General features: G+C 26.8%; 15 protein-coding genes. 6 read left to right on the top strand and 9 right to left on the bottom strand.

The window, feature by feature from the left end; translation table 11 throughout:
- Window position 1: 1 nt before the first annotated feature.
- From WC168_RS04730 to WC168_RS04710, 5 genes are read right to left on the bottom strand one after another with little or no spacing between them, the layout of a single operon-like run.
- Window positions 2-1,315 carry a pitrilysin family protein gene (locus WC168_RS04730; protein WP_066159263.1) on the bottom strand — a complete coding sequence of 438 codons (1,314 nt, stop codon included), beginning with the start codon at window positions 1,313-1,315 and terminating at the stop codon, window positions 2-4.
- Window positions 1,315-2,373, bottom strand: coding sequence for a quinone-dependent dihydroorotate dehydrogenase (locus tag WC168_RS04725; RefSeq protein WP_372617822.1), 1,059 nt, complete (start codon window positions 2,371-2,373; stop codon window positions 1,315-1,317). Before WC168_RS04725 ends, WC168_RS04730 begins: the two co-directional genes overlap by 1 nt.
- Window positions 2,374-2,418: 45 nt before the next feature.
- Window positions 2,419-4,128, bottom strand: coding sequence for an ABC transporter ATP-binding protein (locus WC168_RS04720; RefSeq protein WP_372617820.1), 1,710 nt, complete (start codon window positions 4,126-4,128; stop codon window positions 2,419-2,421).
- 53 nt (window positions 4,129-4,181) lie between these two features.
- Window positions 4,182-5,489 (bottom strand): murein biosynthesis integral membrane protein MurJ, encoded by a 1,308-nt coding sequence (murJ, locus tag WC168_RS04715; protein WP_129098092.1) that lies wholly within the window; start codon window positions 5,487-5,489, stop codon window positions 4,182-4,184.
- Window positions 5,486-7,057 carry an endonuclease/exonuclease/phosphatase family protein gene (locus WC168_RS04710; protein WP_372617818.1) on the bottom strand — a complete coding sequence of 524 codons (1,572 nt, stop codon included), beginning with the start codon at window positions 7,055-7,057 and terminating at the stop codon, window positions 5,486-5,488. The genes murJ and WC168_RS04710 overlap by 4 nt, the downstream gene beginning before the upstream one ends.
- Window positions 7,058-7,221: 164 nt before the next feature.
- Between WC168_RS04710 and WC168_RS04705 the strand changes: the two genes are divergently transcribed.
- Window positions 7,222-7,623, top strand: coding sequence for a Fur family transcriptional regulator (locus tag WC168_RS04705; protein ID WP_066159248.1), 402 nt, complete (start codon window positions 7,222-7,224; stop codon window positions 7,621-7,623).
- Window position 7,624: 1 nt separating this feature from the next.
- Here WC168_RS04705 and ybeY read toward each other — a convergent pair whose 3' ends face one another.
- Window positions 7,625-8,044: an rRNA maturation RNase YbeY gene (ybeY, locus tag WC168_RS04700; RefSeq protein WP_066407282.1), complete on the bottom strand. Its 420-nt coding sequence runs from the start codon at window positions 8,042-8,044 to the stop codon at window positions 7,625-7,627.
- A 65-nt stretch (window positions 8,045-8,109) separates the two neighbouring features.
- Between ybeY and WC168_RS04695 the strand changes: the two genes are divergently transcribed.
- Window positions 8,110-8,514, top strand: coding sequence for a thioesterase family protein (locus WC168_RS04695; RefSeq protein WP_066159242.1), 405 nt, complete (start codon window positions 8,110-8,112; stop codon window positions 8,512-8,514).
- Between the two features lie 2 nt (window positions 8,515-8,516).
- Here the strand turns inward: WC168_RS04695 and WC168_RS04690 are convergent, their stop codons facing one another.
- Together WC168_RS04690 and WC168_RS04685 are read right to left on the bottom strand one after the other, a co-directional pair.
- Window positions 8,517-8,897: a heat shock protein transcriptional repressor HspR gene (locus WC168_RS04690; RefSeq protein WP_066159238.1), complete on the bottom strand. Its 381-nt coding sequence runs from the start codon at window positions 8,895-8,897 to the stop codon at window positions 8,517-8,519.
- Window positions 8,898-8,907: 10 nt separating this feature from the next.
- The gene (locus WC168_RS04685; protein WP_066354746.1) at window positions 8,908-9,771 is read right to left on the bottom strand and encodes a DnaJ C-terminal domain-containing protein; all 864 of its coding nucleotides are present in this window, start codon (window positions 9,769-9,771) and stop codon (window positions 8,908-8,910) included.
- Between the two features lie 121 nt (window positions 9,772-9,892).
- Here WC168_RS04685 and WC168_RS04680 point away from each other — a divergent pair, with 121 nt between their 5' ends.
- Window positions 9,893-11,041: an FAD-dependent oxidoreductase gene (locus WC168_RS04680; protein WP_372617815.1), complete on the top strand. Its 1,149-nt coding sequence runs from the start codon at window positions 9,893-9,895 to the stop codon at window positions 11,039-11,041.
- 3 nt (window positions 11,042-11,044) lie between these two features.
- Window positions 11,045-11,623, top strand: coding sequence for a hypothetical protein (locus WC168_RS04675; RefSeq protein WP_372617813.1), 579 nt, complete (start codon window positions 11,045-11,047; stop codon window positions 11,621-11,623).
- Between the two features lie 15 nt (window positions 11,624-11,638).
- Here the strand turns inward: WC168_RS04675 and ciaB are convergent, their stop codons facing one another.
- Window positions 11,639-13,522 carry an invasion protein CiaB gene (ciaB, locus tag WC168_RS04670; RefSeq protein WP_372617811.1) on the bottom strand — a complete coding sequence of 628 codons (1,884 nt, stop codon included), beginning with the start codon at window positions 13,520-13,522 and terminating at the stop codon, window positions 11,639-11,641.
- A 134-nt stretch (window positions 13,523-13,656) separates the two neighbouring features.
- Between ciaB and WC168_RS04665 the strand changes: the two genes are divergently transcribed.
- Both WC168_RS04665 and WC168_RS04660 read left to right on the top strand, forming a co-directional pair.
- Window positions 13,657-13,872: a hypothetical protein gene (locus tag WC168_RS04665; RefSeq protein WP_372617809.1), complete on the top strand. Its 216-nt coding sequence runs from the start codon at window positions 13,657-13,659 to the stop codon at window positions 13,870-13,872.
- A 47-nt stretch (window positions 13,873-13,919) separates the two neighbouring features.
- Entirely contained in the window at window positions 13,920-14,189 is a 270-nt protein-coding gene (locus WC168_RS04660) for a type II toxin-antitoxin system PemK/MazF family toxin (protein WP_372617844.1), read from the top strand.
- Window positions 14,190-14,342 lie beyond the last annotated feature (153 nt).

The following is a 14,342-nucleotide window of genomic DNA, read 5'->3' as shown; positions in this document are numbered from 1 at the left end:
TCTATTTATCATCTTTTAAAATAATAGTAGTTGAATTTTTGCTAACTAGATATTTTTTTGCAACATTTACAATATCTTCAACAGTTAAACTTTCTAAATTTTTTTCATACTCTAAAAGTGGTTTTATATTACCTCTTACAAAATAGTTTCCAAATAAAGATGCAACATCACTAGAGCTCTCTAGTGAATAAATAAAGTCAGCTTTTGTGTTGATTTTGATTTTGTCAATATCTTTTTTTGAAACTTTTCCTGCTTGAATTTGCGCAATTATATCTAAAATCTCTTTTTCTATTTTTAAAGCATCAATATTTTCATTTGCAACTGCCATAAAAATAAATAATCCAGGGTCTTTTAGCTCCAAGTTATAGGCATATATTGAATTTACTAATCTTTTTTTATCTACTAAAACTTTTTGTAAAATTGAGCTTTTACCACTGCTTAAAAGTTGAGATAAAGCAGATAAAGCAACTTGATCTTTGTGTTCAAAGTTTGGAATATGATAAGCCATTGCAATCATCTGCACACTTGAATCTTTATAGATTGTAGCTCTTCTTTCACCATCTTGAACAGGCTCAACCATATGAACAGAGTTTGAGATATCTTTTTTATTTTTTATATCTTTAAAATTTTTCTTTACAAGTGAAAAAACTTCATCTTTTTTAATATCTCCACTTACAACAACTATTGCATTTTTTGGTTGATAGTATCTTGAATGAAAATCTTTTATATCTTCAATTTTCCAATTTTGAATATCACTCATAAATCCAATTGGAGTCCAGTGATAAGGGTGATATATGTAGCTATTGTTAAATAGTCTAAATTGTAAATATCCCATTGGATTATTATCTGTTCTCCAACGTCTCTCTTCAGCTACAACATCTCGTTCTGGTTGAAACTCTTTATCTTTTAAATTTAAATTTTGCATTAATTCAGCAAATAACTCTAAAGATTTATCTGTATTTTTTGATGCTGTTTTTATAAAATAGTGAGTGTAATCAAAACTAGTTCCTGCATTATTAACTCCACCAAAACCTTTTACAATCTCATCAAACTCACCAGCTTTTAAATTTTTTGTAGATTTAAAATTTAGGTGTTCTAGCATATGAGCTATTCCACTTTTACCCATAATCTCATCTCTACTTCCAACTTTATAAAAAACATTTACAGATACAACATTTGAGCCATTTTCCATAGGAATCGCTACAACTTCTAATCCATTCTTTAATGTTTTTGTATAGTAGTTTGGTAAACTATTTGCACTCATTAACTCTCCAAAAATAGTAATTATTATAAATAATTTAAAAAAAATATTCATTATTTTAAATTTGCACCTATTGCTTGTGATATATTTGAATAACCATCAGCTTTTAAAAGCTCAATTAAACCCTCATTTATCTTTTTTGCTAAAGATGGACCTTCAAAAATAAGTGCTGAGTATACTTGTACTAAAGATGCACCATTTTTAATTCTCTCATAAGCCTCTTGCGCACTATTTATCCCACCAACACTTATAAGTGTAGTTTTTCCAAATAGCTCAAATGATAGCTCTTTAAAAAATAGAGATGATTTCTCTCTTAAGCATTCACCACTTAATCCACCAAAATCTTTACAACCTTCAACTAAACTATAATCAATAGTTGTATTATTTGCAATAATTCCACTAGCACCTTCATTAATTGCTACATTACAAAGATTTATTGCTTGAGTTATATCCATATCAGGAGCAATTTTTAAAAATATTGGTTTATTTGTTAGCTCTTTTGCCATTGAAAAAAGCTCTTTTATAAAGTTCTCATTTTGCAAATCTCTTAAATTTGGAGTATTTGGACTTGAGATATTTATAATCAAATAATCAGCATACTCATGAAGCTTTTTAATTAAATTTTTATAATCACTTATTGCAAACTCTTCAGGTGTATATTTGTTTTTTCCAATATTTACACCAATTGGAATTGAAAAAGGGTATAGTTTTTTTAAGTTTTTAAGAACTTTATGAGCACCTAAATTATTAAATCCCATAGCATTTTGAACAGATTTTTGTTCAGGGTATCTAAACATTCTAGGCTTTGCATTTCCATCTTGTGGCATTAAAGTTACAGTTCCAATCTCTGTAAAACCAAATCCTAAGCTTTTCATTGATTTTACCATTGTTGCATTTTTATCAAAACCAGCAGCTAATCCAACAGGATTTTTAAAAACTCTTTTAAATAACTCTTGCTCTAATATTTTATCTTCAACAAAATTCTTTTTTTCATAATGATTTTTAAGAATTTTACAATTTCCTAAAAATTTTAGGCTAAATTCTGCAATATTGTGTGCAGTTTCAGGTTCAAATTTAAATAGTACTTTTTTAAGAGTTTCATAACTTAACAAAATATTTCCTTTTTAAAAAAATTGATAAATAATATCTAAAAATTATCAAATATTTGCTGAATTATGAAGTCTTTTAAACTCATCGCATCTATTTAATAACTCATCATAAGTTCCAATATCTAAGATTTTTCCACTTTTAAAAACAGCAATTTTAGTTGCATTTTTAATTGTACTTAGTCTATGAGCAATTACAAAAGTAACTCTTTGTTTGCTAACCTCTTGAATAACTTGACTTACAATCTCTTCGCTTTTATTGTCAAGAGCTGAAGTTGCTTCATCAAGAATTAATATTTTTGGATTTTTATATAAAGCTCTAGCAATTGCAACTCTTTGTCTTTGACCACCACTTAAATTTGTTCCAGCTTCATCTAAAACTGTATGAATGCCTTTTTTCATCTTTAAAACAAATTCGTATGCGTGAGCTTGTTTTAAAGCCTCTATAACTTTAACTTCATCTAAATCTTGACCATAAGCAACATTTGCTGCAATTGTGTCATTAAAAATATATACTCTTTGAGTAACTATGCTAATACTATCTCTTAAAGATTTTAAATCAAATTGATTTATATTTATGCTATTTAGTAAAATTTCACCACTACTTGCATCGTAAAATCTAGGAAGTAGATTTATAAATGATGATTTTCCACCACCACTATCTCCAACTAAGGCTACAATTTCGCCCTTTTTTGCATCAAGATTTATATTTTTTAATGCTTCAAAATCATCATAAAACAGACCAACATTTGAAAATTTAATATTTGATATCTCTTCTTGTATAGTAAGTGTTCCTGATACAACATTTGGTTTTATTTTAAACATATCCATAATTCTATCATTTGCAGCAATTGCATCTTGCATACTATTATATAGTTTTGATAATCTTTTTATTGGTGTGTATAACATAAATAGTGCTGCTATAAATGAACTAAACTCACCTGTTGTAAGTTCACCATTTATTACCTTCAGGCCACCAACAACTACAACTGTTGCAAATGCTAAACTTCCTAAAATCTCCATTAAAGGCGATGTTAACTCATTCGTTTTAACAGCTTTCATATTGTATTTGAAGAAAATCATATTTAAAATTGTAAATTTTTTCTTCTCTAAATCTTCAGTGCTATTTGCTTTTATTATCTCTATATTATTAAAAGATTCTGTTAAACTTGAAGTTATATCAGAGTTGCTCTCTTGAGATTTAAAAGATAGTTTTTTCATCTTTTTTGCTAATAGACTAAGAGGATAAAAAGCGAGTGGAAGTACAACTAATCCATAAAAAGCAAGTTCTGGTGATCTGTAAATTACAAGTCCTACAAGTGCAACAATTGTTAAACTCTCTCTTATTAGCTCTGCAAAAGAGTTTGAAACAGCTCTTTGAATTCTATTTATATCATTTATTATTCTACTTACAAGCTCACCTGTGTGAATTTTTTGAAAAAATATATAATCAAGTTTTAAAATATGACCAAACAAACCATCTCTTACAATTCTAGTGATATCTTGACCAATATAAGATACAAAATAAGCTTGAAGATATGTTCCTAAACCTTTTGCAAAATAGAGCAAAATAATTATTACAGGCATAATATAAAGCATCTCTTCATCTTTATTTATGAAAATATCATCTAGCAGTGGTTGAATTGCATAAGCTGTTCCAGCAGTTGCACCAGCTACAAGTAAAATTCCTATAAAACCTAAAATAATCTCTAAAATATAATTTTTATAAAATGGTGTATACTGTTTTAAAAACTTTCTCATTATCTTCCTGTTTTTTTAAAAAATTCATAGATTTTATCTAAAAAATGCTAAATCTAAGCCTTTTTAAACATATTAATAAATTTTCTAAAACCAAAAGCTTTGATTGTAAGATAAAAAAGAATAAAACCACTTAAAGTGCTAGCAAATGCTAATCCAGCAGCTTCAAATGGATATATTAAAGCAAGAGAGAATACTATGTTCCAAGCTAAACTCTGCATAGATATTTTTGCACTTAAAAGTTGTTGCTCTTTTGCATATAACCAAAGTGAAAATATTTTTGCTAAACCAAATGGTAAAAGCCCTATTAAATACATTGTTAAAATAAGTGCTGTGTTTACTGTGTCTTCACTTGTAAAGGCACCTCTTTGAAATAGTATTTTTATTATAAATTCATCTAAAATAATTCCAACAAGCATTGAAAAACTTAAAACTACAAACAAAATCAAAGATGATTTTTTCATAAGTTTCAAAGCTTGTTGTTCATCTTTGTTTTTAATAGCCCTTGCAACCATTGGAAATAGGGCAATTGATGTTGCTATTGCAAAAATTGCAAGGGGGAGTTGAAAAACTCTATTTGCATAGTACAAATAAGATATTGAACCACTTACTAAAAAAGATGCAAGCCAAGTATCAATAAATGCAGATATGTGTAGAGTTGAAGAGCCTAAAGTTGCTGCAAAAAAGTTCTTATAAAATCTGTTTTCCTCTTTTTTCTTATGTTTTTTAAAAGTAAAAATTTTGCATAAATTTGCTCTTTTTATAGCTATTAGATGAACAGCTACTTGCAAAATTCCACCAATTATTACACCAAATGAGAGATAAAAAGTTATGGTATAACTCTCTAAGCCTTTTGCAATAATCAAACTTGCAATCATAGATAGATTTAAAAGAGCAGTTGAGTATGCTGTTGTTGCAAAGTGGTGTTTATATTGAAGTAAAGCTCCCATAAAAGTAACTATAAATATAAGTGGCAAATAGTAAAAATTTATAGCAAAAAGTGGTGCTGCTAAATCGATAGTCTCTTTGGTAAATCCAATTGCAAATGCCTTTGCAAAAATGTGTGAAAATAGGGTAACAACCAAAGATAAAACTATTAAAAAAGCTAAAATTTGTAAAAATATAATAGAAGAGAATCTGATCTTAAATTTTGATTTTGCATAAGATGGTATAAATGCTTGAGTAAAAGCTCCATCAGCAAAGATACTTCTAAATAAGTTTGGAAATTTAAATGCAATAAAGAATATATCTGAATATACATTTGCTCCTAAAATTGAAGCTGTCATTAAATCTCTTATAAAACCTGTTACTCTTGAGAATAAAATTCCACTACTATTTGTAAATATTGATTTAATTAATCTCATTTTATCTCTTTATAATCGCTAGTTTTATGAATAATTATTTGCATATTACCTTTAAATGATGCTAAATGAGCCTCTTTTAACTCTATTTTTGCCCCATTTTTTGGCAAAATAGTTTTATCTTTTGCAAATAGTTTTATTGATTTGTTATTTGGTAAAATCAGTCTTGAATTATTTACAGTACCAACTAAGTTTGTAATAATCTCATTTTCATATTTAAAATCAAAAATATCTATTTTAAAGCCATCTAAAAATAGTTTTTTGTAATCTTCATGCTCATTTTTTTCTTTTAAAATATTAAAATCTTTTATCTCTTTTAATCCATAAAAATCATACACTTGATTTACTTGAATGTCATAATTAAAACCTATTTTTAAATTTTTAGCATCTTTAAAAATATATATAGCTCTATTGTTATCTTGTTTTACAATAGCTTTATCTTCATATTTATAAATTACAGTAACATCTTCTAATGTTATTGGAAATAGGAGTTTCTCTTTTTTATATAGATCAGAAATCAAATTTATATTGTGTTTAAAATCTTTTTTTGAAATTGGATTTGTGTCATCTTTTTTTATAGAAAAATATGCAAAAACAGGAAGATGGTCTGAAAATCCAGCACCTTTATGCTTTGAAATTTTTTCATTACTCATCTGCCATCTATAAACTTTGTTATCAAAAAATAGATAATTTGGTTTAAAAACTTCAAAAGAGTTTAAAATATATGATAAATTTTTATTATCAAAAAGAGCTGGTGGGATAATTATGTTATCAGGAGTATTATTTTGGTTTCTAAATTTTGTAGAGAATCTAAGAGGAGTTTTTAAATCCAACCAAAGATTGTAGTGAACTTTGAAATTATAATTTAAAATATCAGCTAAAACTACATATTTGTCATCAACTGTAGTTTTTAATATATGGTTTATTCCTGTAAGTCCTGCTGTTTGATTTAGTTTTTTATCACCTTTAAAAGTTTCAAACTCATTGTAGTTGCTATTTAAATCTCCCAAAATTATATAATCGTAATCATTTGGAAGAGTTTTTACTCTATCGTATAGAGTTTTTGCATATTTTATTCTATAGTTTTCACTAGCTCTTTTTGAAGGCCAGTGATTATTAAATATTTTAAATTCAATATTATCTATTTGAAAAGTTGATTCTAAAATAGGTCTATATATTGCATTTGAGAATTTTACATTTAAACTTGAGCTACTTTTTATAGGAATTTTTGATAAAAAACCAAGCCCAACAGATGAGTTTTGATATTTTGTAAAACTATAATAGCTATATTGTGGAAGATTTTTTTTCAAAAGTTTCATTAAACTCTCATTTTCTATCTCTTGTAAAGCTATAATATCAGCATCTAAATCATTTAAAACTTTTAAAATATTGTTTAGTTTTATATTGAAATTTCTTTGATTCCAAAGTGTTGAGCTATTTGGAATATACTCTTTGTAATCACTTTTATCTTTATTTAAATCAAAAAAGTTTTCAACATTGTATGAAGCAATTTTTAAATTTTGAGCATTTAAAAATATAGAAAAAATAAGTATTAAAAGAATTTTGTACAATATATAATCCAAAAAAAAAATTTAAAAATAGTATCTAAAATAAGGTTTTAAAAAAGTAAAATTTAATCTTATTAAAAAAGAAAGTTTATTTTTTAATAAGATTAAAGCAAAAATAAACTTATTTTAGTTAGAATAAAAAAATTTTCTAAAAACTAAGGAATATTATGATTAATACAACAGCACTATTAAAAAACTATGATTTAAAAGTAACTCCTCAAAGAATTGCTATTATTGAAGAGTTATATAAAAATGGACATATGAATATAGATGATTTATACAAAAAATTACTTGATAGATTTCCATCTGTATCACTAGCAACAATTTACAAAAATATAAACTCAATGGTTGAAAAACTTTTTTTAAGTGAAGTTAAAATACCAAATGCAAAAACAGTTTATGAGTTATCAAAAAATGAGCACGCTCACTTAGTTTGTTCAAATTGTAAAGCTGTTATGGATATAGAGTTAGATTCAAGTGATATTTCAAAACAAATCTCAAACTTAAATAATTTTAAAGTAAATCAAACTGATATTATTTTAAGTGGTATTTGCCAAAAATGCTCTTAATTTAAGAGTTTCTCACAATTAAACTAGATGGAAGATTAAATAACTTTATAAGTTCTTCCTCTTTTCGTCTATGCTCTCCATTATCAACTTCATGATCAAATCCTAAAAGATGCAAAATTCCGTGAATAAATAGTAAACTTAACTCTTCTTCCTCTTTGTGACTGTACTCTTTTGCTTTATCTTTTACAAAATCAATTGAAATTATTATTGAACCTAATGGCATATTAGGAAAGTTAAACTCCATTGGAAAACTTAAAACATCTGTTGGTTCATCTTTTTGTCTATGCTCTTTATTAATCTCTTGAATAGTTTTGTTATCAACAATTAAAAGCTCTATATCTTTTGAAGTTAAAGTTGATGCTATTTTTTCTAAACTCTGCAAATCTACATCAAAATTAGTTTGATTATCTAAATCTATCATTTTTATCCTAGTTTTAAATTTATTTTAATAGTATATTATTTTTACAATAAATCTAAGGAGAAGAGATGAGTTTAGAAATAGGAACAAAAGCTACAATAGAGTATAAAGTTCAAAATAAAGATTTGGCTGAAAATTTGCAAATATCTGTTGATGATAATTTTCCGCCAGTTTTTGCAACTGCTAGAATGGTAGCTTTAATGGAGTGTAGTGCTGCTAAGATGATGAAAAATCTTTTAAAAGATGGAGAGCTTAGTGTTGGAGTTGGAGTTGATATAAAACATTTAGCACCAACTTTAGAAAATGATACAGCAATTTCAACAGCAACTTTTGTTGGTATGGAAGGGAAATTATATAAGTTTGAAATAGAGGTTGTTGATAGTGGAGGAGTTATTGGAACAGGAGTTCATACAAGAGCCATTGTATCAAATGAGAGATTGATAAGTGGAGCAAAAAAAAGAGTAGGAAAATAGTCCTACTTTTTTACAATCACAACTTCCAAAGAGCTTTTTTGAACAACTAAAGCTTTTTTGTCAGGAACAACAGAGTTGCTACTTTTCTTCAAGAATCTACTTTTTAAATCTTCAATTTCATTCTCAAGAGATTGAATAATGCTATCTTTTTGTAAGATAATATCAACACCAGCTAAATTTACCCCTAAATCTCTAGTTAAAGTTAAAACATATTTTATATGGTTTATATCTTTTTGAGAGTAAAGCCTTATTTTTCCATTTGTTCTTGATGGTTTAATAAGTCCTTCTCTCTCATATTGTCTTAGAGTTTGAGGATGAATATTTAAAATCTCAGCAACTGCTGAGATTAAAAAAATAGGCTCTACATAGCTGTTTTTTTCCATACTCTCTCCTTTAGTTATTTGGTAGATTCTCTTCTAATATTTGAACAAATTTTGGATCTAAATCCTCTATCTTTGGTAAAATAATATTTGCTTTAAGGTATAAATCACCCTTTTGATTTGTCTTTTTATTTAAAACTCCAAGCTCTTTTACTCTAAATTTTTGATTCTGTTTTGTGTTTTGTGGAACTTTTAGAGTTATATCTTTATGGATTGTTTTTATCTCAACTTTTCCACCAAAAAGTGCTGTTTTTAATGGAACATCAAAATATTTTGTTAATGTATCACCATCTCTTTCATACTCATTACTAGGTGCTATATTTATTTTTAAAATCAAATCACCTCTTCTTCCTTGATACGATTTTCCTTTCCCTTTTGCCCTAATTTTTTGACCATTTTCTATTCCTTCTGGAATTTTAATATCAAAAGAGTCATTTGATAAACTAATATGCTGTTTCCCACCTAAAACTGCAACATCAAAAGGGATTGTAACTTGAGCTTGAGTATCTAAATCGGGCTCATCAAAACCAAATCCACCAAAACCAGAGTTTGAAAATCCTGATCTTCCAAATCCACCAGCTCCAAACATCTGTCTTAAAATCTCATCTAAATCAACTCCACCACCTTGGCTTCTTGCAAAATCACTAAAATTTTGCCCACCAAACATAGAGTCACCATATTGGTCATACTGTTGTTTTTTCTGTGGATCGCTTAAAACCTCATAAGCTGCATTTATCTCTTTAAATTTATCCTCAGCTTTTGGGTCTTTATTTACATCAGGATGATATTTTCTTGCTAATTTTCTATAAGCTTTTTTAATCTCTTCAGCAGTTGCATTTTCGCTAACTTCAAGTGTTTCATATAAACTTTTTGCCATTTTTTCTTTCCTAAATTAATAATATTTTTAAATTTTTTCAAGGCAACATTATATCCAAACCTTGAGTCAAAGTCAATCAAGGTTGAAAGTAGTTTTATAAAATTTTGATATAATCCTTTTTATGAAAAAATATGATTATATAATTATTGGTGCTGGAATTGCTGGTTGCTCTTTGAGTTATTTTTTAAAAAAAGAGTCAAAAAGTGTTCTTTTAATTGATAAAAACTCTGATGTAGCTTTTGGAGCAAGTGGAGCTGCTGGAGCATTTTTATCGCCACTTTTAGGAAAAAGTAATAACTTTAAAACTTTGGTTACAGAAGCTTTAAAATTTTCAATAGATATTTATAAAAAAGAGTTTAATCAATTTTTAGATAATTGTGGAACTTGTAGGATTCCAAAAAACAGAGATGAAGATAATAAGTTTCAAAGTTATATTCCATTTATGGATTTTGAGTTTGAAAAGTTTGAAGATGGATATTTTTTTAAAGTTGGAAGTACAATAAAACCATATGAGATTTGTAAAGCTTTGAGTAGTGATGTAGAGAAGCTTTTTGATTATGAAGTTTTAAAAATTGAACAAAAAGATGATTTTTGGATAATAAATAATGAGATAAAAGCAAATAAACTATTTTTAGCAACAGGTGCTGATATTTCACTAATTTCTGAGCCATATTTTGATATAAGAGCCGTTTGGGGACAAAAGATTGATGTAAAAACTTCTACAAAAGTTGATATAAACTATCATAAAGAGTGCTCTTTATCAAAAAGTCATAACGGCATAGTTTCAATTGGTGCAACACACAATAGATTTAGTGAAGATATGAGTGATAGTTCATATAATTTAAAACTAAAAAATATAAATCTAATAGATCATAATGAAAAGACATTACAAATTATGAAAAATGATACAAAAGAGCTTTTAGAAAAAGCAAATAGTATTAAAAAACTTGAAGATATTGAGCTTTTAGATGTTAAAATAGGTGCTCGTGCTTCTAGTGTTGATTATTTTGCAATGATTGGTTTGCTAGTTGATTCTAAAAAGAGTTTTGAAAAATATCCTCACATAAAAAATGGAACGCATATAAAAAATGAGAATTTGGAAGTAATTAAAAATCTATATACTCTAAATGGTGTTGGTGGAAGAGGATTTGTATTATCTTTATATTTAGCACACAATTTAGTTGAAAATATTTTAAGAGATAAAAAATTAGATGAAAATATTACAAATTTTAGGCTCTTTTCAAGATGGGCTAAAAGACAAAAGGCTTAGAAAATGATAAATATATTAAAAATAGTTGCTTTAGGAGTTGCTGGTTTTGCTTTGTTGGTTTATTTAACTGCTCCAAAAGAGTTTTTAGAGCCAAAAAATAAAAATATTGAGCTAAATTATTCAAGTTTACCTATATATTTTGATATAGTTGGTGGAAGTTCTAATAGAAAAAAAGATGAAATTTTTAAAGATTTTCCAATATATTTAGTTGTTTTAAATCATGATTCATTGGCTGTTTTCAAAGATTTAGAAAAAATTAGTGATAAAAATATTGTTTTTGTTGCAAATATTTCAAATACACCTTGGCTCATTAAAAAAATGGCAGTTGAGGGTGAGTTGGAAAAACTTTATAAAGATTCAAAAATAACTCTAATAAATGACTCAAATGGAGAGTTTGTAAAAGCTTGGGGATTAAAAGATAACTCTATGAATAGCTATTTTGTCTATAAAATCAATAAAGATTTAACTATTGATTCTATTTTTTCAAAAAAGGTTAAAATGGGTGCTTTGCAAGATGGTATAAGCGAAGATGAGATAAAAGTTGAGATTATTGAATTTTTAAATGAGTTAAAAAAGTATTAAAATAGGATTTAAATCCTATTTTATATAGTTACTTTTTTTATCCTCTGTATCTATTTCTTGACCTATCTCTTGGTATCTTTTAAAATAATATTTTACAAAAGCGTTTATATTTTTATCATTTGGCATAAAATATTTTCCATCTTTTGTTGCATATAGGTTTAAAAATATTGTAGCATCAAGTTTATCTAAGTAGTGTTTTGCTAGTTTTGTATAGTTTTCAATATACCACATTTTAAGATTTTGATAGTTCACTTCACTCATATTTATATCTAATTTTTTATTTTCATCACTCCAAGATAAAACACCACTTTCAAAAAGTCCTGCAAGATGAATTAAACCTTCACAATAGTATGGTTGAACTTCATCAACCTCCATCCATGAGATAAGTCCTACACTTCTTTTTATTAAATCTATTAAAACTTGCTCTTTTAAGTGTAGCTCATCTGTTGAGACATCAAGAAAGAAAGATATTAATCCACCTGTTGTTGCTTTGAACTCTTCAATATTTTTGTAGTTTCCTGTTTTATTCATTAAAGATTCACTCTCTTCATCGCACCATAAAATGTGTCCATATTCATGCCCAATAGTGCTAATATCGTAAACACTATGCCAAGATTGTGTTTGATTAAATAAAAACTCTCTATCTTTTCTTAAAAACTCTTGTCCAAATATTTCACAGCTTAGTTTTAAAAATGGTTTAGCTCTGCTACTTTGTAAAATCTCATCACTAAATGCAAATATCTTTTTACCAAGCTCTTTTGAAACAACTTCATCATTTGGAACAACTTGTGCTGAAAAAAGACCATTTAACTCAGCTCCAAAAAACAGAGCTGGTCTTCCAACATAAAGTTGTACTTTATCAAGTGATTTGAAGCTAAAATCAAAGATTTTTTTGTAGCTTTCGTTTGCTTCAAAACTACTAAATATTTTTGTAAATGATGATTTTATCTTATTTACTCTATGGTCATTTTGTGCAAATTTTGGATTTGTAACTCTAATATCCCACTCTAGTGCAACTGCTTTTCTAAAGTGGTCTTCATAGTATTCAAGTGGATGTCCTATTTGAATAGGAGTTGTAATTTTCATCCAAGCTCTATCAACATCTGCCCATTTTGAAACTAGATTATCTGTTTTATCCTCTCCAAATGCCACAATCAAGCTTTGAATATATGCTACATACTCCCACTTTTGATTATATATATCATCTTCAAGCTCTATTAATTTGTCTGCAAACTCTTCAAGAGCATCTACAACTTGTGTAACCTCTTTTTTGAAAGCTTTTATATATGCTTTTGAACTATAAGTTTCATTCTCTTTTACAAGTGCTGAATAACATCTATCAGCAATAATTCCACCATGACCTAAATCTAAAAGCTTCTCATCTTCAAGATATTTCATAATTTTCTCTTCATTGCCTTCAAATTTAGCAATTAATTCTTTATTTATTTTATTTATTATGTGTGCTGTCCAAGAGCTTTGCCAAGAAGACATCGCAAGACCAACATTGTAAACTCCTATAAATATCTCTTTATAAAAAGGAGTTAAAAGATTGTTTTGAACTATAAAATCTATTAAGTTTTTATGTTTTTCGTGCCAATATTTTTTTACAAATTGATACGCTTTTTCTTGAATTTCAATAATCTCTTCTTCACTCTTTTCAAGTTTTTTCAAAACTTGAACTAAGCTATCATCTCTTAAATTTACAAGCCTTGTAACAAGAGCAAATCTTAAATCTTCACTCATTTTTAAATCTAAACTCTTTGCAAAATCATAGATTAGCAAGAGTTTATCAAACTCTTTGTTCTCTAAAAATTTTAACAACTCATTTGTTTTTGCTTTTTCTTTGTCTAAATAGTCATAAATTTTTTGTAAATCATCTATAAAATTTTGTTTTGTCATAAATTGTTCCTTATTTTTTAAAGTTTGTATTCTATCAAAAATTAGGATTAAAGAAGTTTATTTGGATTATGGAAGTATTGCTAAAAAGATATAATTTGCTATAATCTTACTTATTTTCATAGCAGGAGTTTTAGATGCATACAATAAAATTGAAAGTAGGTGATGGTATTTACAATCACTTGATGTTTTTTTTGAAAAATCTTAAAACAAATGAATTAGAAATTATCGAAGATAAACAAATCAACACTACAAAAGATAGTGAAATTTCTGATATATCAAAACTTTCAAATAAATCTTTTGAAAATATTTGGGAAAATAAAGAGGATGAAGTATATGATAAATATCTCTAAGTATGATATTGTAGTAGTCAAATTTCCTTTTGCAAGTAGCCTAAAATATAAAGCTAGCAGCTGTTGTATTATCTTCTGAAACTTATAATCAAAATAAAAGAGATACTTTAATAATTCTTGCAATATCAAGTAGTCTTGAAAATAAACTAGATTTAGAATTTTCAATACAAGATTGGAAAAAAGCAGGACTTTTAAAACCATCTATATTGAAATCTACTATAGCAACTATTCAAAAAGATTTTGTAGTTGCCAAGCTAGGAAGATTAGAACCTATGGATATTCAAAATCTCAATATTATGATAGATACAATTTGTTGATTTAATATCAATACTTTTTATTTTCATCATAATTTTTTCAATCCTTATTCCTCTATTTTTTCTAAAATATCTAAAGCTTTAGAGTATTCAAAATCATCAATAAAATCTTTTAAAGTTTTTATATCTTGATTGCTTAATCTATTTTTTAAATTT

The sequence above is a fragment of the Aliarcobacter sp. genome, assembly GCF_041672065.1.
In the GTDB taxonomy this organism is placed as follows: Bacteria; Campylobacterota; Campylobacteria; order Campylobacterales; family Arcobacteraceae; genus Aliarcobacter; species Aliarcobacter skirrowii.
The sequence above is the reverse complement of the archived record's forward strand: the minus strand, read 5'-3'. Positions and strand labels throughout refer to the sequence as shown.

Excerpts from the sequence above, each read along its gene's own strand:
- WC168_RS04730 (WP_066159263.1), bottom strand. The coding sequence starts at position 1,315 with ATGAATATTTTTTTTAAATTATTTATAATAATTACTATTTTTGGAGAG.
- WC168_RS04690 (WP_066159238.1), bottom strand. The coding sequence starts at position 8,897 with ATGGAAAAAAACAGCTATGTAGAGCCTATTTTTTTAATCTCAGCAGTT.
- murJ (WP_129098092.1), bottom strand. The coding sequence starts at position 5,489 with ATGAGATTAATTAAATCAATATTTACAAATAGTAGTGGAATTTTATTC.
- WC168_RS04685 (WP_066354746.1), bottom strand. The coding sequence starts at position 9,771 with ATGGCAAAAAGTTTATATGAAACACTTGAAGTTAGCGAAAATGCAACT.
- WC168_RS04675 (WP_372617813.1), top strand. The coding sequence starts at position 11,045 with ATGATAAATATATTAAAAATAGTTGCTTTAGGAGTTGCTGGTTTTGCT.
- WC168_RS04720 (WP_372617820.1), bottom strand. The coding sequence starts at position 4,128 with ATGAGAAAGTTTTTAAAACAGTATACACCATTTTATAAAAATTATATT.
- WC168_RS04695 (WP_066159242.1), top strand. The coding sequence starts at position 8,110 with ATGAGTTTAGAAATAGGAACAAAAGCTACAATAGAGTATAAAGTTCAA.
- ybeY (WP_066407282.1), bottom strand. The coding sequence starts at position 8,044 with ATGATAGATTTAGATAATCAAACTAATTTTGATGTAGATTTGCAGAGT.
- WC168_RS04705 (WP_066159248.1), top strand. The coding sequence starts at position 7,222 with ATGATTAATACAACAGCACTATTAAAAAACTATGATTTAAAAGTAACT.
- WC168_RS04665 (WP_372617809.1), top strand. The coding sequence starts at position 13,657 with ATGCATACAATAAAATTGAAAGTAGGTGATGGTATTTACAATCACTTG.
- ciaB (WP_372617811.1), bottom strand. The coding sequence starts at position 13,522 with ATGACAAAACAAAATTTTATAGATGATTTACAAAAAATTTATGACTAT.
- WC168_RS04680 (WP_372617815.1), top strand. The coding sequence starts at position 9,893 with ATGAAAAAATATGATTATATAATTATTGGTGCTGGAATTGCTGGTTGC.